Origin of the sequence: Ralstonia sp. ASV6, from assembly GCF_016429285.1 — a bacterium.
Lineage (GTDB): Bacteria > Pseudomonadota > Gammaproteobacteria > Burkholderiales > Burkholderiaceae > Ralstonia > Ralstonia flaminis.
In genome coordinates, this window is record NZ_JAELUI010000097.1 from 1 (window position 1) to 21,402 (window position 21,402).

Below are 21,402 nucleotides of genomic sequence, written 5' to 3' on the forward strand. Positions count from 1 at the left end.
GGAACCGCCCCGGTCTCGCTTGGAAGGACGCTATGAACCAATTCGCTATCCTCTATGCAGATCGATTCGTTCGACCGTCCGTGTGATTCTCAACCCCAGCCTTGAACACGGAAATCCTGACACTCCCCTTTTAGGTGCACCGCCGGACCTCCCGACCTCCGACGTCGGACCTTTGAGGTCCAGCTTTGCCCCTCAGAGCCCCGGCATCGGACCTCCGAGCTCGGCGCGCGGACCTTTTTGCTCCATCAATGGACCATTGGACGTCCACCGTTGGACCTCAGAGGCCCGCGAATGGACCTCAGACCTCCACGCAAGGCAGTTCGAGGCGCTTAAAGGAACATGCCGCCCGAGGCCTCGATGCGCTGCGCGTTGATCCAGCGGTTATCCGGCGATAGCAGCGACGCCACCACCCCACCGATATCGTCCGGCACGCCGGCGCGGCCCAGCGCCGTGTTGGCGGCCACCATGGCGTTGAGATTCGCGTTGTCGCGCACGGCCCCACCGCCGAAGTCGGTCTCGATGGCGCCCGGGGCGACCACGTTGACGGCAATGCCGCGCGGGCCGAGTTCCTTCGCCAGATAGCGCGTCAGCACTTCCACCGCGCCCTTCATCGCCGCGTACGCGCCGTAGCCCGGCAGCGCAAAGCGCGCCAGCCCCGACGAGATATTCACGATGCGCCCACCGTCGGCCATCAGCGGCAGCAGGATCTGTGTGAGGAAGAACACGCCCTTGAAGTGCACGTTCATCAGTTCGTCGAACTGGGCCTCGGTCGTCTCGGCCAGGTTGGCGTGCACGCCCACGCCGGCGTTGTTGACGAGGTAATCAAAGCGCTCGGCGTTCCATTGCGCCAGCACGCCGCGCACGGCATCGGCAAAGGCGGGGAAGGTGGCGATCTTGCCGGCGTCGAGTTGCAGCGCGGCGGCGCGCCGTCCTAGCGCTGTCAGTTCAGCCACCAGCGCCTCGGCTTCGGCGCGGTTGCTGCGGTAGGTGAAGATCACGTCGGTGCCGCGCTGGGCCAGCTTCTGCACCATGTTCTTGCCGAGGCCGCGGCTGCCGCCGGTCACGATGGCGATGGGGGTGTGGGATTGGGTCATCTTGCTCTCCAGTGAGTGAGGGGTGCCGAGCACCGTGAGAGCATGGTATTGGGCGATAAACACAGAATAAATATCGCCTATCCTATTGCTGTGTTTGCTCACAGATAACAATCGACCCACCCCGCTATGCCCGCCAACCAACTCGAAGCCATGCAGATTTTTGTGCGCGTGGCTGAACTCGCCAGCTTCACGCGCGCGGCCGAAGCCCTCAGCATTCCCAAACCGGCGGCCTCGGTGGCGGTGCAGCAGTTGGAGACCACGCTCGGTACGCGCCTGCTGCACCGGACCACCCGTAAGGTGCAGCTCACGCAAGACGGCCAGGCCTTCTACGAGCGCTGCCAGGACTTGCTGGCCGACATGGATGAACTGCAGACCATGTTCCGCCAGAGCCCGCAGGCGCTGCGCGGCCGGCTGCGCGTGGATATGCCGGTGGGCGTGGCGCGCCGCATCGTCATCCCCGCCCTGCCGACCCTGCTGGATGCACACCCCGAGCTGGAAATCGAGCTCTCCAGCACCGACCGCCGCGTTGACCCGGTACGCGAAGGGTTCGACTGTGTGCTGCGCATCGGCACCCTCGCCGACAGCAGCCTGATCGCGCGCCCGCTCGGCCAGTTGCATCAGGTCAACTGCGCGAGCCGCGGCTATATCGCACGCTACGGCATGCCGAAGACGCTGGAAGACCTCGACCACCATCGCATCGTCCATTACGTGCAGACGCTGGGGACGAAATCGCCAGGGTGGGAATACACGGTGGATGGCCGCTCGGCGTTCCGGCCGATGCAGGGCGCGGTAACGGTCAGCTCGGCCGAGAGCTATGACGCCGCGTGCCGCGCGGGGCTGGGGATGATCCAGGCGCCGGTGTATGCCGGGCTGTCATCGGCCATTGCAGATGGCACGCTGGTGGAGGTGCTGCCCGACCTGCGCCCGCCGCCGATGCCGGTGTCGTTTGTGTATCCGAACCGGAGGAATTTGCCGGTGCGGGTGCAGGTGTTTATGCATTGGATGGGGGCGTTGTTGCAGCCGTATCTGGAGGAGCGCAGTTCGGGCGCGTAGGAATGTCGCTCCATCGGACAATCTGCCTGCAGGCAAGGAGCACGACAAGCCCCCGGAACACCATGCCAAGTATGGCAACTGGGTCCTGTCCCACGCGCTTTGGATCTTGATCCGCGGGCCATCGACGGTGGTAGCGAAGACGCAGTCATAGGCTCACACGGTATTGGCCTTGACAGGAATCGGTGGTCCGAAGAAATCGAACAGGTCAGCGCCTTTCCATTTGAGAAGTCGCTGAACCTATAAAATGCGGATTCGCCACGATTCCCGTGGCAACCGCACTCAGTACCCATGCTACGTTTAAGTGAAGTCAAACTCCCTCTGGACCATGCCGAAGACGATCTTGAAGCCGCAGTTCTCGCGCGCCTCGCAGATCTTGGCGTAGCGGCAGACGGGCTCGTCCGTTATACCGTATTCCGCCGTGCCCACGATGCACGCAAGCGCTCGGATATCAAGCTGACCTATATCGTCGACGTCGAAGTCAAGGACGAGGCGGCCGTGCGCAAGCGGATGGCTGGCACGCCGCATTGCGGGGTGACGCCGGACATGACCTACCGTTTTGTCGCGCGGGCACCCGAGCACATGACGCGCCCACGTCCGGTAGTGATCGGCATGGGGCCGTGCGGTTTGTTCGCAGGGCTCATCCTCGCGCAGATGGGGTTCCGTCCCATCATCCTCGAACGTGGCAAGGCCGTGCGCGAGCGCACCAAGGACACCTTTGGCCTGTGGCGCAAGTCCGTGCTCAACCCGGAATCCAACGTGCAGTTTGGCGAGGGCGGCGCTGGGACGTTTTCCGACGGCAAGCTGTACAGCCAGATCAAGGATCCGCACCACTACGGCCGCAAGGTGCTCGAGGAGTTCGTCAAGGCGGGCGCACCGGAAGACATCCTGTATCTGAGCCGGCCGCACATCGGCACGTTCCGCCTCGTCAGCATGGTGGAAAAAATGCGCGCGACCATCCACGAACTGGGCGGCGAAGTGCGTTTCGAAACCCGGGTTGACGATATCGAAATCGATCAGGGCAAGGTGCGCTCGCTCAAGCTCTCGAACGGTGAAACGCTGCGGTGCGACCACGTCGTGCTGGCCGTTGGCCACAGCGCCCGCGACACGTTCCAGATGCTGCACGATCGCGGTGTTTATATCGAAGCCAAGCCGTTTTCACTGGGTTTTCGCATCGAACATCCGCAGGGGCTGATCGATCGCGCCCGCTTCGGCAAGTTTGCGGGCCACAAGGAACTCGGCGCGGCCGACTACAAGGTGGTCCACCACTGCAGCAATGGCCGGGCGGTCTACAGCTTTTGCATGTGCCCTGGTGGCACGGTGGTCGCGGCAACCTCCGAGCCGGGCCGCGTGGTCACCAATGGCATGAGCCAGTACTCCCGGGCCGAGCGCAACGCGAATGCGGGCATCGTCGTCGGCATCACGCCGGAAGACTATCCCGGCGGGCCACTGGCGGGCATCGCGTTCCAGCGCAAATGGGAAGAGCGGGCATTCGAACTCGGCGGCGGCGATTACCGCGCGCCGGGCCAGTTGGTCGGCGATTTCATCGCAGGCCGGCCATCGACGTCGCTCGGCACCGTGGAGCCGTCTTACAAGCCGGGCGTGAACCCGACCGATCTCAGCACGGCGCTCCCTGACTACGTGATCGAAGCCATCCGTGAAGCACTTCCCCAGATCGATAGGAAGATCGCGGGCTTCGCGATGCACGATGCCGTGCTCACCGGCGTGGAGACGCGCACGTCATCACCGATCCGGATTCGACGCAAAGACGATTACCAAAGCATGAACGTCGAAGGTCTGTATCCGGCCGGCGAAGGCGCCGGGTATGCCGGTGGTATCTACTCGGCGGCCATCGATGGCATTGAAGTGGCGCAAGCAGTGGCACTCAATCTGACATCGACACACGCGTCCTGATGTGTGGATGCAGGGCGCGGTAACGGTCAACTCGGCCGAGAGCTATGACGCCGCGTGCCGCGCGCTGCGGTCTCTGGTGAAACATCAAAGAAAAACGCGCCAAGGTTACCCTTTGGCGCGTTTTTCCTTTGCTGCCTGGCAGACGCATCTTCACGCGTTCGCATTGCCCTCATCCACCGCACGCCAACGTCGCATCGACAGCAACGGCGCAGGCACCCAGCGATCCAGCGACTTGAACAGCAAGACGAGGACACTCGACCCAGCAAGCACGGCCGCCGTATTTGCCAGCGCAGCCGGATACCCGATCTGCGCCGCATTCAAGAACGGATAGGGATACCACCCACTCAACGCGCCATGCATGAAGGTGTACGCAAGCCACGCCGCCGGCCAGATCAGCGATAGCGCCACGGTCGACCATCCAATACGTGGCCGGGGGCCAAACAGCAGCCAGCCGACAAGCGCCATCCATGGCGAGACGTAGTGAAAGCCGTCTGACGCCAAGCGCGCCAACCCCGTTGCCTTCGAGATCGGCGCGAGCACGATGTGAAACACCAGCCCCGTCGTTGCGATGCCGAGCAAGCCATCCAGCCTGAGTACGCGCCACCATTTGCCGTCTCGCGCAGGGTCCATCACGAGAGAGATGGCAGCCACCGCAACCAGGATGTTGCTTTGGATGGTGAAGTAGCTGAACAAGCGGACAAGTCGCGTTGCAAGCGAGACCTGGCTACCCACACCGCTGGCGGTCAAGGTGACTTGCACGATCAACGCAACGACAATGACGGCGGCCAACACGGCATGCCATGCCCGTGCCAGCCGCACCGGTGATGCATTGATCGGCTCAGCCATGCATCAGGCCATCCACTTGCGTGCGTTGCGGAACATGCGCATCCACGGGCTGCTGCCGTCGCCGGCGGCTTCCCATTCCTTCGGATGCCAGCTCATCTGCACCGCGCGGAACACGCGTTCCGGGTGCGGCATCAGCGCTGTGAATCGACCGTCGTGCGTCGTCACCGAGGCAATGCCCTGCGGCGAGCCGTTCGGGTTCAACGGGTACGCTTGCGTGACCTGGCCGCGGTTGTCGACATAGCGCAGGCCGACAGCCACCTTGTCGATGTCGCCTTGTTGCGAGAAGTCGGCATAGCCTTCGCCGTGCGCGACGACGATGGGGATGCGGCTGCCTTCCATGCCCGCGTAGAAGATCGATGGGGACGCTTCCACCTGCACCGTCACCAGACGGCCTTCGTACTGCTCCGACTGGTTGCGCGTGAACTTCGGCCATGCACCGGCGCCCGGGATGATCGGGGCGAGGTTCGCCATCATCTGGCAGCCGTTGCACACGCCCAGCGCGATCGAATCGGTTCGGTTGAAGAACGCCGCGAACTGCTCGGCGAGCATGCTGTTGAAGAGGATCGTCTTCGCCCAGCCCTCACCCGCGCCAAGCACGTCACCGTAGCTAAAGCCACCGCACGCGACGAAGCCCTTGAAGCTGGCGAGGTTCGTGCGGCCTGCCAGCAGGTCGCTCATGTGGACGTCGTAGGTGTCGAAGCCGGCCTTGTCCATCGCGTAGGCCATTTCCACCTGCGAGTTGACGCCCTGCTCGCGCAGGATCGCCATGCGCGGGCGGGCGCCCGTGGCGATGAACGGCGCGGCCACGTCTTCCGCAATATCGAACGTGAGCTTGGGCGAAATGCCTGGGTCTTCGGCATCCAGGAGGATGTCGTACTCGCTCTGCGTGCACTCGGGGTTGTCGCGCAGGCTGGCGATGCGCCAGGAGACATCCGTCCAAGTGCGTTGCAGCTCGATGCGTGAGGCACTGAACACCTTCTTGGCATCGCGCCAGATTTCAATGTGGCCGTTGGCGTTGGGCGCGCCGATCACGTGGCTGCAGCCAGACAGGCCATGCTCACGCAGCACCGCGAAAACCGCGTCGCGCTGGGCCAGCGGCACTTGAATGACGGCGCCGAGTTCTTCGGCAAACAGCGCGCGCAAGGTCAGGTCGGCGCGGCGGCCGGAGACCTGCTGCGCCCAGTTCTTGGCATCGCCATGATCGGCTGCGTCGTCAAGCGTGAGCATATCGACGTTGATCGACACGCCGCAGTGGCCAGCAAACGCCATTTCGCAGACGGTCGCCCACAAGCCGCCGTCGGAGCGGTCGTGGTAGGCCAGCAGCGCACCGCTGGCATTCAGTTGCTGGATGGCCGCGAAGAAGCGCTTGAGGTCTTCGGCGTCGTCCACGTCCGGCGCGCTGTTGCCGATCTGCTGCGTGACCTGCGCCAGAATGCTGCCGCCCATGCGGTTCTTGCCGCGGCCGAGGTCGATGAGGATCAGCGTGGTGTCGACCGGTGCGTTGGCCGATTCGACTTGCTTGAGTTGCGGCGTAAGCGTCTTGCGCACGTCCGTCACCGGCGCGAAGGCCGAGACGATGAGCGACACGGGTGCCACGACTTCCTTCGCAGCGCCCTCGTCTTCCCACTTGGTGCGCATCGACAACGAGTCCTTGCCCACCGGAATGCTGATACCCAGCGCCGGGCACAGTTCCATGCCGACGGCCTTGACGGTGTCGTACAGGCGGGCGTCTTCGCCGTTCACGCCGCAGGCCGCCATCCAGTTGGCGGACAGCTTCAGTTGCGTGAGCGAGTCGATGGGCGCCGCGGCGATGTTGGTGATGGACTCACCAATCGCCATGCGGCCCGATGCGGGCGCGTTGATGACGGCCAGCGGCGTGCGCTCGCCCATCGTCATCGCCTCGCCGGCGTAGCCCTTGAAGTCGAGCGTGGTGACGGCCACGTCGGCCACCGGCACCTGCCACGGGCCGACCATCTGGTCGCGCGTGTTCAGGCCGCCGACGGTGCGGTCGCCAATGGTGATGAGGAACGATTTGCTGGCAACGGTCGGGTGGCGCAGCACATCGCGTGCGACGACTTCCAGGTCCAGACCGGTGACGTCCACGTCCGGCAGTTCCTGCGCCACGCGGCGCACGTCGCGGTGCATGCGTGGCGGCTTGCCGAGCAGCACGTCCATCGGCATGTTGACCGGGTAGTGGTCGGCACCATCCACTGGGGCATCGCTGTCGACCACTTGCAGTTGCTGTTCATCCGTGGCGAAACCGACCACCGAGAACGGCGCGCGCTCGCGCTCGCACATGGCCTGGAAGCGCGGGAAATCGCCCGGGGCAATGGCCAGCGTGTAGCGCTCCTGCGATTCGTTGCACCAGATTTCTGCCGGCGAGAGGCCCGACTCTTCCAGATGCACCTGGCGCAGATCGAAGCGTGCGCCCTTCCCCGCGCCGTCCACGATTTCCGGGAAGGCGTTGGAGATGCCGCCCGCACCCACGTCGTGAATCGACAGGATCGGGTTGTCTTCACCCAGTGCCCAGCACGCGTTGATGACTTCCTGGGCGCGGCGCTGCATTTCTGGGTTGCCGCGCTGGACGGAGTCGAAGTCCAGGTCTGCAGTGTTGGTGCCGGTGGCCATCGAGCTGGCGGCGCCGCCGCCCATGCCGATGCGCATGCCGGGGCCGCCAAGCTGGATCAGCAGCGTACCGGCCGGCAGTCCGTGCTTGTGCGTGTGGCCGGCGTCGATGTTGCCGATGCCGCCGGCAATCATGATCGGCTTGTGATAGCCACGCACCGTGCCGCCCACGTTCTGCTCGTAGACGCGGAAGTAGCCGCCCAGGTTGGGCCGGCCGAATTCGTTGTTGAACGCAGCGCCGCCGATCGGGCCTTCGATCATGATCTGCAGCGGCGACGCGATGCGGTCGGGCTTGCCGACAGGCCCCGGTGCGGCTTCAGCGGGATTGCGGTGTGCCACGAGCTGGGCTGTATCGCGCGCGTTTTCCCACGATTGCTCGGCGTCCGGCAGCAGCAGGTTCGACACGGTAAAGCCCGTCAGGCCCGCCTTGGGCTTGGCGCCGCGGCCGGTTGCGCCTTCGTCGCGGATTTCACCGCCCGCGCCAGTCGATGCCCCCGGGAACGGCGAAATGGCCGTCGGGTGATTGTGCGTCTCCACCTTCATCAGCGTGTGCGTGAGGGCTTCGCGGCGGCCGTATTGCGGCACGCCCGTCGCGGCCTCGGTACCGGCGTGCGGGAACCAGCGCTCGGCCATGCCCCCTTCCATTACGGCGGCGTTGTCGGAGTAAGCGACGATCGTGCCCTGCGGCGCGAGTTGGTGCGTGTTACGGATCATCGCGAAGAGCGACTTGTCCTGCTGCTCGCCGTCGATGGTCCAGTCGGCGTTGAAGATCTTGTGGCGGCAGTGCTCGCTGTTGGCCTGCGCGAACATCATCAACTCGACGTCGGTCGGGTTGCGTTCGAGCTTGCGGTAGGCGTCGACCAGGTAGTCGATTTCGTCGTCGGACAGGGCCAGGCCCATCTCAATGTTGGCGGCTTCCAATGCTTGGCGACCGCCGCCGATGTCCACAAAGCGCAGCGCCTTGGCGGGCAACACGTCGAACAGGCCGTAACCGGCTTCGCGCGAGTCGATCACGGTTTCGGTCATGCGGTCGTGCAGATGCGCGGCCACGGCGGCGCGGGTGGCGTCGTCCAGATGCTTGGCAGTACCCGTCAAGCTGCGGATGAGGCCCTTCTTGCACGTGACGGTGAATTCCACGCCGCGTTCGATGCGGTGGATTTGCGGCAGCGCGCAGTGGCGGGCGATTTCGGTCGCCTTGCTGGCCCATGGCGAGATGGTGCCAAAGCGCGGAATGACCACAAAGCGGTCGCCCTCGACATCCGCCGGTGCGGGCGAGCCGTAGGTCAGCAGCGCTTGTACACGGGCGGATTCATCGGCCGAGAGTGGCGTGTCAGCGGCCACGAAGTGCAGGTACTGAGCGCTGACGGCTTCGATATCAGGATCGATGCGCTTGAGGGTGGAAAGCAGGCGTTGCTGGCGGAAGGCGGACAGCGCGAGAGCGCCGGGAAAGCACGAGAAATGCGCCATGGTGGGCAAGGCAGGCAGTAGCTGGAAGGAGGGTTTCCCGACGTGCGCGGGGGCACGCGCGAGAAAGCCGCCATTGTACCTTGCCCTGCCCCGCTTACCGAGCCTCAAAGCGCCCCAAAATGCCCTTGCCGAGGCTGAAACCAGCGTTTTACAGCGATGTTGCCGAGCGGGCGGCCTGTTCGTACAGCCCTGTCAGCACGCGCAGCAGGCGTGCCAGCTCGCCAATTTCCGCATTTTCCTCGCCACCGGGCGAGATGTTGCTGGTCAGGCACTGCTCGCGGATCTCGCGGTAGCGGGCGCAGGCCTTTTCACCGGCAGATGTGGTGGTGTAGGTGACTTCCTTGCCGCTGCGCGTGCCCTCCACCAGTTCCATCCCCTGCAGCTTCTTGAGGGAATACGTGACGAGGTGGGTATCTTCCACGTTCAACACAAAGCAGATGTCGGCCAGCCGCTTGGCGCGGCCGCGGTGGTTGACGTGATGCACCACCAGCACATCGAGGAAAGTCAGGTCGCGCACGCCTGCGGCGGCCATGCAGCGCACGCACCAGCGGTTGTAGGCGTTGTAGGCGGTGTTGAGCGCAAACTCGAACTCCGACAACTCCGGGCTGCGCGCCGACACCAGATGCGAGGAAGACACGATCGGCCCGCCCTTGCCTCCTTCATTGGCGGCGGCTTCCGGCAGATCGGTTTTCGGGGTGGAGGGCGATTTAGACATGCGCAACTCAGGGAAAAAGGATCGGAAACAGTCGGAGACGCGGGCTATTGTAAGAGAATAGATCGTCATGTCTGCCCCGGTTAGACCCATCATGTCCGCACATCCGACCTGGCGTGAAATCCTGATCAGCGGCGTTTTGGCCGCGCATCACGGCGCCGACCAGCTCTTCGGCACAGCAGGCGTTCGCGCGTTGGAAGCCGCTGCTTACCGCTCCCTCCCCCCCTTCACCCTGATGGCCCGAGCCGGCGAGGCGGCTGCAGACTGGCTTCAGACGCGTGTGCCACACGGCCATCTGCTCTTTATCGCTGGCCCTGGCAACAACGGTGGCGATGCCCTCGTCGCAGCCACTGTGCTGCACCTGGCGGGCCGTGCCGTCACCGTGTGGCTGGCCGCCGATCCGGCCAAGCTGCCCGACGACGCCCGCCGCGCGTGGACCGAGGCGCGCGCTGCCAACGTGCCGATTGAGCTTCTGCACACACCTGCTTCCGTGCCGGCCACAACCACGGCCATCGTCGATGGGCTGTTCGGCATCGGGCTCGCGCGGCCGCTGGCCGGGCTGCATGCGGCGCTAGTCGATACGCTCAATGCCAGCGGCCTGCCGATTTATGCGCTCGACATTCCCTCCGGACTGAATGGCGATACGGGCCAACCGCCGGCGCCAGGATCACCCGTAGTGCATGCACATGCCACGCTCACGTTCCTCGCGGTCAAACCGGGCTTGCTGACCGGCGGCGGCCGCGATGCCACCGGCGACATCGCGCTGGCCGATCTACAGGCCGCACAACCTGCGTACGACGGTGTGATTGAAGCGGAAGCGCTCGTCAACACGCCCGCGCGCTGGCTCGCCCATCTGCCGCGTCGCAGGCACGATGGTCACAAAGGGTCGTATGGCAGCGTGGCGATCGTCGGAGGCGCACATGGCATGGTGGGCGCTCCGCTGCTGACTGCGCGTGGGGCGCTGTACCTGGGCGCGGGCAAAGTGCACGTCGTGTCGTTGGCGGCGGATGCACCGCGTGTGGACTCCGCTCAGCCCGAACTGATGCTGCATGCGTGGGGCGCGCTCGACCTGGACAGCATGCAAGCGCTGGCCGTGGGCCCAGGCATGAGCACTGCCAAGGATGCTGAGGCAGCGCTCGACCATCTGCTGGATCGGATGCTGTCGTCGCGCATCCCCGCCGTGTTCGATGCTGATGCACTGAACCTGTTTGCCAAAGTGCCCGCGCTGCTCACGCATCTGACGCAGTTGGCGCAAAGCGGCGTGCCCGTGGTGCTAACACCCCATCCGCTTGAGGCCGCGCGCCTGCTGCAGCTCGACGCCCAAGCCGTCCAGCGCGACCGCTTGGCCGCCGCCAAGGCGCTCGTCAACCGGACGGGTGCCGTTGTCGTGCTCAAGGGTTCAGGCACAGTGATTGCGGCACCGGGCATGCCACCCGCCGTCAACCCGACGGGCAATGGCGGTCTGGCCTCGGGCGGCACGGGCGACGTGCTCACCGGTATGGTGGGTGCTTTGCTTGCGCAGGGCGTGCCGGCACGCGAGGCGGCGCTGTCCGCAGTCTGGCTGCATGGCCGGGCGGCAGACGATCTGGTTGCCTCGGGCGAGGGCCCGATCGGTCTGCATGCGAGTGAACTGTGCGCCCCGGCGCGACGCGCACTCAACGCACTGCTGGCGTCAGACACGCGCGGATAGAAAAGCGCCATGTTGCGCCGTTATACTGCGCATTCGTTTTTGCTACTCAATGTCATACCGCATGCCCACAGCCTTTCCTGCCTGGCAATCCCTGACGCAACATGCCCAAACCATCCGCGCCGCCCATATGCGCGATTGGTTTGCCGCGCCGGACGCCGAGGAACGGGTGCGCGCCTTCACCCTGGAAGCTGCTGGCCTAACGGTCGACTACTCAAAAAACCGCATCACATCCGACACGCTCGCCCTGCTGCTGCAATTGGCCGATGAAGCGGGCGTGCTCACGCTGCGCGACGCCATGCTGCGCGGCGACCGCATCAACAACACCGAGCACCGCTCTGTCTTGCACGTCGCCTTGCGCGGCCGCGCAGAAGACGACTACCGTGCCGACGGCGAACCCGTCATGCCCGAGGTGCTGCGCGTGCGTGCCCAGATGCACGATTTCGCCAACCGCGTGCACAGCGGCGCCTGGACAGGCCACTCCGGCCAACGCATCACGGACATCGTCAACATCGGCATTGGCGGCTCAGATCTTGGCCCCCGTATGGTGTGCCGCGCGCTCGACCATCTGGCCGTGCCACAGGTGCGCGTGCATTTCGTCTCGAACGTCGACGGCACAGATCTGGCCGAGACGCTTGACCACCTGAACCCTGACACCACGCTCGCCATCGTCTGCTCCAAGACGTTCACCACGCTTGAGACGATGGCCAACGCGCATAGCATGCGCCGCTGGTTTGTCGAGCACGGCGTGGCGGAAGATCAGCTCAAGCACCACTTCGTTGCGGTCTCCACCAACCGCGAAGCCGTCGCCCAGTTCGGCATTGACCCAGACCACATGTTCACCTTCTGGGACTGGGTGGGCGGGCGATTCTCGCTGTGGTCTGCGGTGGGTCTGTCGATCGTGCTGGCGATCGGGCCGCAGCAGTTCGAAGCGATGCTCGACGGCGCGCGCGCAATGGACCGCCATTTCGCCACAGCCGCGCCGCGCGAGAACCTGCCGCTCATTCTCGGGATGTTGTCGGTGTGGTATCGCGGCTTTTTCAACGCAGCAAGCGCCTGCACGGTGCCCTACTGCGCGCCGCTGGAACTGCTGACCGACTTCATGCAGCAACTGGAGATGGAGAGCAACGGCAAGTCGGTCCAGCGCACGGGCGCTGCCATTGATACTGACACCGGCCCCATCGTCTGGGGCACGGCGGGCACCAATGGCCAGCATGCGTACTTCCAACTGATCCACCAAGGCTCGCAGATCGTGCCGGTGGATTTCATCACCACACTGGAGCCGGTGCGCAATCTGCCCGGCCACCATGCCAAGCTGCTGGCCAACTGCTTTGCTCAGGGCGAAGCACTGCTGCGCGGCCGCACCGCGGATGAAGTCCGTGCGGGCGGTGTGACTGACGAGGCGTTGGTGCCGCACATGGTGTTTGAGGGCAACCGCCCGAGCACGACCATCGTGATGGAGCGTCTCGATGCTGCATCATTTGGCGCGTTGATCGCCTGCGCTGAGCACCGGACCTTTGTGCAAGGCGCGGTGTGGAACATCAACTCGTTCGACCAGTGGGGCGTGGAGTTGGGCAAGAAGCTCGCCAAGCCAATCCAGGCGGAGCTGGAAGGCGCCCCGGCCTCGGTAGCGCATGACGCATCGACAGCTGCGCTGATCCACCGCGCCAAGACAGCGCTCTAATCGATCAAAGCGATCAAAGCTCGGTGACGGTCTCGTCGCCGACCAGGTGACCTGCTTCAATGGTGAGAATGCGGTTGCAGCGTGCCGCCACAGAGCGGTCATGCGTGACCAGCACCAGCGTAGAGCCAGCGCTCTGATTGAGCTCGAACATCAAGGCGATGACCGCTTCACCGGTGGCGGTGTCCAGGCTGCCGGTCGGCTCATCCGCAAACAGGATGTCCGGCTCGGTCACGAATGCGCGGGCCAGTGCCACACGCTGCCGCTCGCCGCCCGACAGCGTCTTCGGATAGTGGGAAAGCCGCGCACCGAGGCCGACACGTTCCAGCAGCGTCGTGGCGCGACGGCGCATTTCCGCAGCGCCCACATCGCCTTGCAGTTCGAGCGGCAGCATCACGTTCTCCAGCGCAGTCAGATGCGGCAGCAACTGGAACGTCTGAAACACAAAGCCCACGTGACTGCCGCGGACGGTTGCGCGGCCATCCTCATCCAGCCCGAACAAGTCATGACCCAGCAGCTTGACCTTGCCAGCGCTCGGCAGGTCCAACCCTGCCAGCAACCCCAGCAACGTCGATTTGCCCGAGCCCGACGCGCCAACGATGGCCAGCGTCTCGCCCGCCTCCACACGGAAGCCAACATCGCTCAGAATAGGCAACTCACCGGTGGCATCGCGCACGGTCTTGTGCAGCGAATCGACTTCAATCACCCAGTTAGCGGAAGACGACATGATTGGACAGGTAGGTAGTAGAAGGCGCAGCTTGAAGGCACTGGTAGCGGTACTCAGCTGCTCTGTGATGGGCATACTGCCCGTCGCGCAAGCAGCGGCACAAGGCGCGCCCGTAGCGCATCGCGTGGTGGTGCTGGGCGATAGCCTGTCGGCGGGATACGGCCTGGCGCAAGGCACTGGCTGGGTCGCACTGCTCGACAAGCGCCTCAAAGAACGGAAGCCCGATTATAGCGTCGCCAATGCAAGCATCAGCGGCGATACCACGGCCGGTGGCCGCTCACGCCTGCCCGCCGTGCTGGCGCGCGAGAAGCCCTCTGTGGTAATCGTGGAGCTAGGCGGCAATGACGCATTACGCGGCCTGTCACTCGCCTCCAGCGAGGCCAATCTGAAGGCAATGATCGATGCCTCACAGGCGGCAGGCGCCAAGGTGCTACTGGTCGGCATGCGCATTCCGCCCAACTATGGGCCCGACTACAGCGACCGGTTCTTCGCCATGTACGGCAAGCTGGCGCAGCAGTACAAGCTGCCACTGGTGCCCTTCCTGCTAGAGGGCGTGGCACAACGTCCCGACTGGTTCCAGGAGGACCGCATTCACCCGATCGCCGCGGCTCAACCGACGATGCTCGAGAACGTCTGGCCCAAACTGGAACCTCTGCTGAAGGCGCGGGTCGGACGGTGACGGCCCACCCGCGCCGACTTGCTCGCTAGAAGCTCGACGCGCATCACAGCCGCATCTCATACGGGGGAATGCCATGAAGCTTTTGACCGGCGCGCTGCGTGCGGCGCGAGATAACAAACGGTTCCTGGTCGGCATGTCGCTGCTGTTTGCCTTCCGGGCCTGCATTGCCGACTGGGCAGTGGTCCCCAGCGGCTCGATGAATCCAACGCTCATCGAGGGCGACTATATTCTGATGAACCGGCTGGCCTACGGTATACGTGTGCCTGCCACGACCGTCTGGCTCAAGCGTGGCGACGAGCCAAGGCGCGGCGATGTCGTCGTGTTCTCATCGCCCGAAGATGGCACGAAACTCGTCAAGCGCCTGATTGGTCTGCCCGGCGATGTTGTCGAGATGCGCGGTGAAGCGCTTTTCATCAACCATCAGCGCATCGCATACACGTCGCTACCCGACGTTGCCCCCGGTGCATTGCCACAAGCCACCGCAGCCCTTCCACACGAACTCTGGTCTGAGGCCCTGCCGGGGCAGGCGCACCCTGTGATGGTCTTGCCTGACGTGGCCGCGCTACGCAACTTTGGTCCAATCACCGTGCCGACAGACCACTACCTGATGCTCGGCGACAACCGCGACAACAGCCACGACTCGCGCTACTTCGGGTTTGTCCCACGCAAGAACCTGATTGCGCGCGCCTCGCACGTAGCCGTGTCATTCGATCCGGACCGCTGGTATCTGCCACGTCTCGCGCGCATCGGTAAACCATTGAACTGACCGTGCGCCTGCAGGCATAAAAAAGCCCCCTCAATTGAGGGGGCTTTTTGTCTGGCCAGCGATGATGCGTCTAGCTCAGTCATCTCCCGAACTGGACGGCTTGGCAGCGTCGATCACGCTGCTGTTGATCTTCACCTTCGAGCGGGCCTTCAACGCTTCGTAGTAGGCATTGAAGTCGGTCTGGCCAGCGGCTTGCGCCAACTGCTGTGCATCGGCAGCGCGGCGGGCTTCATCCACATTGGCTGGCGGCAGCACCTTGTTGATGCGGTACAGCGCATAGCCTTGGGCGCCCAGATCAACACCGATGGTGGTCGGCAGCTTGGTGGCATCGGCACGCAGGATGGCTGTGAGCGCCGGCGCCGGCGTGCCCTGAGCCTGCTGACGCGACACCGTCTGCGCAGCGCCGAAGCCATCTGCGCTGTTGCTCTGCTTGACCGCAGCCAGCTTCTCTTCACCGGCCTTCTTGGCCAGCGCAGCCGCCTGCTCAGCAATTACCTTGGCCTTGACCTGTTCGCGCACATCAGCCAGCTTCTTGACCGTCGCCGGGCGATACTCCGCCGCACGTGCTGCCACCAGCGTGGTCGGACCAACCTGGATGGCTGCCGTATTGCGATGGTTCTTGATGACGTCATCGGCAAACAGCGCCTTGAGCACCTTCTCGTTGCCGATCGGGCTGCCCGACTGCGCAGGGCTTGGCGTGCGCGTGACGTTGTCAGCGGTTTGGATTTGCAGCTTGAGCTTGTCGGCCACCGGCTTCAGGCTGTCAGACTGATCTTCAACTGCGTTGGAGAACGCGTCGGCCAGTTCGGTGTACTTCTTGTTGGCCAGTTGCGTGCGCACTTCGCGCTCCAGTTCCGGCTTGACGGCTTCCAGCGGCTGCACACCACCGCCCTTCACTTCCTCAAGCTTGATGATGTGGAAACCGAAGTCGCTCTGCACGACATCGCTGATGTCGCCCGGCTGCTTGAGCGCAAACAATGCGTTCTCGAACGGCGGAACGGTCGCGCCCTTGGCCAGGAAGCCCAGTTCACCGCCTTGCGCGGCCGAGCCCGGATCGCCCGAGTACTTCTTGGCCAGTTCAGCGAAGCTCGCCGGGTTCTTGCGCACTTCAGCCAACACTTCTTCGGCCTTCTTCTTGGCGGCGTCCTTGTCGGCAGGCTTCGCGTTGTCCGGCAGCTTGATCAGGATGTGCGCAGCGCGGCGTTCTTCCTGGGTCTTGAAGCGCGCGGCGTTCTGATCGTAGTACTCCTTGATCTGCTCGGGCGTGACCGGAATCTGCTTCATCATGTCTTCGCCCGAGAACACGACATACTCGGCCTTGACCTGCTCCGGCACCGAGAACTCTTGCTGGTGCGCGTCGTAGTAGGCCTGGATGGCCTTGTCGTCAACGGTGACCTTGGCAGCGTAGTCGGTCGGCTTGAACACCAGGGCCTGTACTTCGCGCTGCTGGTCACGCACCTGGATCAGGTGGTCCACCAATGACTTGGGCACAAAAGCCGTCGACACGATCGACTGCGGAATCTGCTGCTGCGCGAGCTCAAAGCGCAGGTTGTTTTCCAACTGCTCAGGCGTCATGTTCTGCGCAGCCAGCAGTTGCACGTAGGCCTGCTCGTCGAACGAACCATCCGGCTTGCGCAGCGCAGCCACGGCCGGGATTTGCAGAATCGTGTCGCGAATCTTATCGTTCGAGACGCTCAGGTTGGCACGCGCGACCTCATTGGACAGCACACGCTGCTGAATGATGCCGTCGAGCACATCACGACGCATCTGCGGGCCTTCGAACTGACGCGGGTCGTACTGCGCGCCAAGCATCTGGCGCAGGCGGTCGGTCTGTTCGCGCACGCGATTGTCGACCTCGGCGGTAGTGATGACCTTGCCGTCAACCTTGGCTGCGTCGTGCGAGCTGTCCATGAAGCTCGAATAGCTTTGCACGCCAAAAAACACGAACGAAGGGAACACCAGAATCAGCAGCACCAGAAACATCAAGCGCCGATGCGTACGTACGAATTCAAGCATGCTGGACCGGAGTGAATAGAAGATGGGAAATCCGGCGATTCTATCAGGTGCCGTAGACATCCCGGACATTCGCGGCGCAGTGTTCAGGCATCACCTGCAACACATCTGCCGTAGAAAAGACAAAGGCCCGAACAACGTCGGGCCTTTGCTATGTTCTGGCGGAGCGGACGGGACTCGAACCCGCGACCCCCGGCGTGACAGGCCGGTATTCTAACCGACTGAACTACCGCTCCAGATTGGGTCGGACTGCACGACGCACGGAGCGGCATTGCGAACGATGGTGGGTGCTGAGAGGCTCGAACTCCCGACCCGCGCCTTGTAAGGGCGCTGCTCTACCAACTGAGCTAAGCACCCGTTCGCATTGCCGGCACAGGCCGGACTGTCCGGCGCTCACATTCGTTGTCACCCGAATGTTGTGAGCACCAAAGCCCGCTAGTTTAGCGCATCTTTTAGCGCTTTGCCAGGTTTGAATTTCGCAACTTTGCCGCCTTCGATTGTGATGGTGGCTCCGGTGCGCGGATTTCGTCCGTTGCGCGAAGATCGCTTGCCGACCAGAAACGTGCCAAAACCGACCAGCGTCACTGATCCGCCGTCGCACAACGCATCCTTGATACCGCCGATCAGCGCGTCGATGGCACGCCCGGCCGCGGCTTTTGACATGTCGGTCTGCGCCGCCACATGGTCGATGAGATCTGTCTTGTTCATCGCGCCACCTCCCCGAACACCCGCTTAGTGTGGATTTATTAAAGTGGCCGCCAATCGACGTGTCAAGGCGAAGAGACCAACGTTGAACACGCCGGCTGCATCGCACACAACCCAAAGAAAAAGGGCCCGAACAATGTCGGGCCCTCTTCAACTCAAGCAGCCTGCCGCATCAGTGATGCAGCATTTCCTGCGTCTTGCCGTCATCCGCCTTGGCAGCTTCAGGTGCAGGCTTGGCCTCCTCTTCCGGTAGCGGCTCAGGCTTGCGCACCAGCGCGAGTTCCAGCACCTTATCAATCCAGCGCACCGGCTGGATCTCAATGCTGTTCTTCACGTTGTCCGGAATGTCCGCCAAGTCCTTGACGTTCTCTTCCGGAATCAGCGCCAGCTTGATACCACCACGGTGTGCGGCCAGCAGCTTTTCCTTCAAACCACCGATCGGCAGCACTTCGCCGCGCAGCGTGATCTCGCCGGTCATCGCCACATCGGCGCGCACCGGAATACCGGTCAGCACCGACACCAGCGCCGTCGTCATCGCGATACCTGCCGACGGGCCGTCCTTGGGCGTCGCGCCTTCGGGTACGTGGATGTGGATGTCGCGCTTCTCGAACATTTCATCCTTGATACCCAAGCGCGCCGAACGTGAACGCACCACCGAACGCGCGGCCTCGACCGACTCCTTCATCACGTCGCCCAGCGAACCGGTGCGGGTGATGTTGCCCTTGCCCGGCATCAACGCAGCTTCAATGGTCAGCAGATCGCCACCCACTTCCGTCCACGCCAGACCCGTCACTTGGCCCACCTGGTCTTCCTTGCCGGCCAGACCAAAGTCGAAGCGACGCACGCCGAGGAATTTGTCCAGGTTGTCCGAATCCACCTTCACGGACGTGCCGGCTTCCTTCTTCAGCAGCAGTTGCTTGACGACCTTGCGGCAGATCTTCGAGACCTCGCGCTCCAGCGAACGCACGCCAGCTTCTCGCGTGTAGTAGCGGATGATGTCTCGCAGCGCGCCTTCGGTCACCTCGATCTCGCCATCCTTCAGACCGTTGTTCTTGATCTGCTTGGGCAGCAAGTAACGGCGAGCGATGTTGACCTTCTCATCTTCCGTGTAGCCCGACAGACGAATCACTTCCATCCGGTCCAGCAACGGCGCCGGAATGTTCAGTGAGTTCGACGTCGCCACGAACATCACGTCTGACAGGTCGAAATCCACTTCGATGTAGTGGTCCTGGAACGTGTGGTTCTGTTCCGGGTCCAGCACTTCGAGCAGCGCCGACGACGGATCACCGCGGAAATCCGCGCCCATCTTGTCGATCTCGTCGAGCAAGAACAGCGGGTTGCGCACGCCAACCTTGGTCAGGCTCTGCAGGATCTTGCCCGGCATCGACCCGATGTAGGTACGACGGTGACCACGAATCTCGGCTTCGTCGCGCACACCACCCAGCGCCATGCGCACGAACTTGCGATTCGTTGCACGCGCCACCGACTGCCCGAGCGAAGTCTTACCGACGCCCGGCGGCCCCACGAGGCACAGGATCGGCGCCTTGAGCTTGTCGACGCGCTGTTGCACCGCGAGGTACTCAAGAATGCGTTCCTTGACCTTCTCCAGACCATAGTGGTCTTGGTCCAGCACCTGCTCGGCATTCGACAGGTCGTTGTTGACCTTGCTCTTCTTGCGCCACGGCAGACCAACGAGCGTGTCGATATAGTTGCGCACGACCGTCGCCTCCGCCGACATCGGCGACATCAGCTTGAGCTTCTTGAACTCGGAGTCGGCCTTCTTCTTGGCCTCCTTGGGCATGCGGGCGGCCTTGATCTTCTTGTCCAGCTCTTCGAGATCGGCGCCTTCTTCGCCTTCGCCCAATTCCTTCTGGATGGCCTTGACCTGCTCGTTCAGGTAGTACTCGCGCTGGCTCTTTTCCATCTGGCGCTTGACGCGGCCACGAATGCGCTTTTCCACCTGCAGGATGTCAATCTCGCCTTCCAACTGCGACAGCAGGCTCTCCAGACGTTCAGTCACATTGAACATCTCGAGGATCTTCTGCTTCTGCTCAAGCTTGATCGGCAGATGGGCGGCGATGGTGTCAGCCAGGCGACCCGGCTCGTCGATACCCGACAGCGAGGTCAGGATCTCCGGCGGGATCTTCTTGTTCAGCTTCACGTACTGATCGAACTGCGACACGATGGCGCGACGCAGCGCCTCGGTCTCGGCCGATTCAGTCGGTTCCGGGCCGACGGGCACGGCTTCGCAGAAGAAGTGCGATTCGTCGTCGGTCACGGTCAGGATATTGGCGCGCTGCGTGCCCTCGACCAGCACCTTCACGGTGCCGTCCGGCAGCTTCAGCATCTGCAGGATGTTGGCGATACAACCGATCTCGTAGAGGTCCTTATCGGTCGGCTCATCCTTGGCCGCTGTCTTCTGCGCGACCAGCATGATGCTCTTGCCCGCCTCCATCGCGGCTTCCAGCGCCTTGATGGACTTGGGGCGCCCCACGAACAGCGGAATCACCATGTGCGGAAACACCACCACGTCACGCAACGGCAACAGCGGCAGGCGAATCTGCTCAGCGGGTAAAAGTTGGGTTCCGGACATTATTTTCCCCAGAAAGTCATGTAAGGGCTAAATTGGGCGCAGCAACGGTTTTACAAGACCGCCACCGCAAGTCGCATGCCGACCCGGTTTCCCGAAGCAAAAAAAGCCGCTCGCGTGCGAACGGCTTCCTGCATGGGACGCATACGGCGCATCCCGGCCGGGCATTCGCGTCAGTTGGAACCTGCAACCTTGGGTTGCTCTTCGTACATCAGCAAGGGCTTGCCATCGCCGGAGATCGTGCTTTCGTCGATCACCACCTTCTGCACACCCTTGTGGTTGGGGAGGTCATACATCACATCCATCAAAGCGTGCTCGACGATGGAACGCAGACCGCGCGCCCCCGTCTTGCGCTTGATCGCCTTGCGGGCGATTGCCGTCAGCGCGCTCGGACGAATTTCCAGTTCCACCCCTTCCATGGCCAGCAGTTTCTGATACTGCTTGACGATTGCATTCTTAGGCTCGACCAGGATTTCCATCAAGGCAGCCTCGTCGAGCTTGGCCAGCGTTGCCACCACGGGCAGACGACCGATCAGCTCGGGAATCAGACCGAACTTGATGAGATCTTCCGGCTCCACCTGCGGCAGCACTTCGTTGACGTCGCGCTCTTCCTTGCTCTGCACCTCTGCGCCGAAGCCGATCCCAGTCTTGTCGGAGCGCTGGCGGATGATCTTTTCCAGACCATCGAACGCGCCGCCACAAATGAACAGGATGTTGGTGGTGTCGACCTGCAGAAAGTCCTGGTTCGGATGCTTGCGGCCACCTTGCGGCGGCACGGACGCCATCGTCCCTTCGACAAGCTTCAGCAGCGCCTGCTGCACACCTTCCCCAGAAACGTCCCGGGTG

General features: G+C 63.3%; 15 protein-coding genes and 2 tRNA genes. 6 read left to right on the forward strand and 11 right to left on the reverse strand.

Annotation, left to right across the window (positions count from 1 at the left end):
- Positions 1–329 precede the first annotated feature (329 nt).
- Positions 330–1,094: an SDR family NAD(P)-dependent oxidoreductase gene (locus JHD73_RS18610; RefSeq protein WP_199031734.1), complete on the reverse strand. Its 765-nt coding sequence runs from the start codon at positions 1,092–1,094 to the stop codon at positions 330–332.
- Positions 1,095–1,220: 126 nt separating this feature from the next.
- Here JHD73_RS18610 and JHD73_RS18615 point away from each other — a divergent pair, with 126 nt between their 5' ends.
- Complete coding sequence (locus JHD73_RS18615) at positions 1,221–2,147, forward strand: LysR family transcriptional regulator (RefSeq protein ID WP_199031735.1); 927 nt, start codon at positions 1,221–1,223, stop codon at positions 2,145–2,147.
- 288 nt (positions 2,148–2,435) lie between these two features.
- Positions 2,436–4,058, forward strand: coding sequence for an NAD(P)/FAD-dependent oxidoreductase (locus tag JHD73_RS18620; RefSeq protein ID WP_199031736.1), 1,623 nt, complete (start codon positions 2,436–2,438; stop codon positions 4,056–4,058).
- 150 nt (positions 4,059–4,208) lie between these two features.
- On the opposite strand, the gene JHD73_RS18625 is transcribed toward JHD73_RS18620, so the two are convergent.
- From JHD73_RS18625 to JHD73_RS18635, 3 genes are all read right to left on the reverse strand, one after another.
- A complete protein-coding gene (locus tag JHD73_RS18625) occupies positions 4,209–4,904 on the reverse strand; it encodes a Pr6Pr family membrane protein (protein ID WP_199031737.1) in 696 nt (231 codons plus the stop codon).
- A gap of 3 nt (positions 4,905–4,907) precedes the next feature.
- Positions 4,908–8,996: a phosphoribosylformylglycinamidine synthase gene (gene purL, locus JHD73_RS18630; protein ID WP_199031738.1), complete on the reverse strand. Its 4,089-nt coding sequence runs from the start codon at positions 8,994–8,996 to the stop codon at positions 4,908–4,910.
- A 148-nt stretch (positions 8,997–9,144) separates the two neighbouring features.
- Positions 9,145–9,711 carry a winged helix DNA-binding protein gene (locus JHD73_RS18635; RefSeq protein WP_199031739.1) on the reverse strand — a complete coding sequence of 189 codons (567 nt, stop codon included), beginning with the start codon at positions 9,709–9,711 and terminating at the stop codon, positions 9,145–9,147.
- A 91-nt stretch (positions 9,712–9,802) separates the two neighbouring features.
- Between JHD73_RS18635 and JHD73_RS18640 the strand changes: the two genes are divergently transcribed.
- Both JHD73_RS18640 and pgi read left to right on the forward strand, forming a co-directional pair.
- The gene (locus tag JHD73_RS18640; protein WP_199031740.1) at positions 9,803–11,398 is read left to right on the forward strand and encodes an NAD(P)H-hydrate dehydratase; all 1,596 of its coding nucleotides are present in this window, start codon (positions 9,803–9,805) and stop codon (positions 11,396–11,398) included.
- A 61-nt stretch (positions 11,399–11,459) separates the two neighbouring features.
- Positions 11,460–13,079 carry a glucose-6-phosphate isomerase gene (pgi, locus tag JHD73_RS18645; protein WP_199031741.1) on the forward strand — a complete coding sequence of 540 codons (1,620 nt, stop codon included), beginning with the start codon at positions 11,460–11,462 and terminating at the stop codon, positions 13,077–13,079.
- Positions 13,080–13,092: 13 nt separating this feature from the next.
- On the opposite strand, the gene JHD73_RS18650 is transcribed toward pgi, so the two are convergent.
- On the reverse strand, positions 13,093–13,803 hold the full coding sequence (locus tag JHD73_RS18650; RefSeq protein ID WP_199031742.1) for an ABC transporter ATP-binding protein: 711 nt from the start codon (positions 13,801–13,803) through the stop codon (positions 13,093–13,095).
- Positions 13,804–13,870: 67 nt separating this feature from the next.
- Here JHD73_RS18650 and JHD73_RS18655 point away from each other — a divergent pair, with 67 nt between their 5' ends.
- Positions 13,871–14,482, forward strand: coding sequence for an arylesterase (locus tag JHD73_RS18655; RefSeq protein WP_199031743.1), 612 nt, complete (start codon positions 13,871–13,873; stop codon positions 14,480–14,482).
- Between the two features lie 73 nt (positions 14,483–14,555).
- The gene (gene lepB / locus JHD73_RS18660) at positions 14,556–15,248 is read left to right on the forward strand and encodes a signal peptidase I (RefSeq protein ID WP_199031744.1); all 693 of its coding nucleotides are present in this window, start codon (positions 14,556–14,558) and stop codon (positions 15,246–15,248) included.
- Between the two features lie 75 nt (positions 15,249–15,323).
- Here the strand turns inward: lepB and JHD73_RS18665 are convergent, their stop codons facing one another.
- From JHD73_RS18665 to JHD73_RS18690, 6 genes are all read right to left on the reverse strand, one after another.
- The gene (locus tag JHD73_RS18665; RefSeq protein WP_199031745.1) at positions 15,324–17,264 is read right to left on the reverse strand and encodes a SurA N-terminal domain-containing protein; all 1,941 of its coding nucleotides are present in this window, start codon (positions 17,262–17,264) and stop codon (positions 15,324–15,326) included.
- A gap of 156 nt (positions 17,265–17,420) precedes the next feature.
- Positions 17,421–17,497: transfer RNA gene (locus JHD73_RS18670), tRNA-Asp, on the reverse strand.
- 45 nt (positions 17,498–17,542) lie between these two features.
- A tRNA-Val gene (locus tag JHD73_RS18675) sits at positions 17,543–17,618 on the reverse strand.
- A 78-nt stretch (positions 17,619–17,696) separates the two neighbouring features.
- Positions 17,697–17,969, reverse strand: a complete 273-nt coding sequence (locus JHD73_RS18680) for an HU family DNA-binding protein (RefSeq protein WP_021194571.1) — start codon at positions 17,967–17,969, stop codon at positions 17,697–17,699.
- Between the two features lie 169 nt (positions 17,970–18,138).
- Positions 18,139–20,559: an endopeptidase La gene (lon, locus tag JHD73_RS18685; RefSeq protein ID WP_199031746.1), complete on the reverse strand. Its 2,421-nt coding sequence runs from the start codon at positions 20,557–20,559 to the stop codon at positions 18,139–18,141.
- Positions 20,560–20,729: 170 nt separating this feature from the next.
- On the reverse strand, positions 20,730–21,402 hold a 673-nt coding region (locus JHD73_RS18690), incomplete at its 5' end, for an AAA family ATPase (protein ID WP_199031747.1).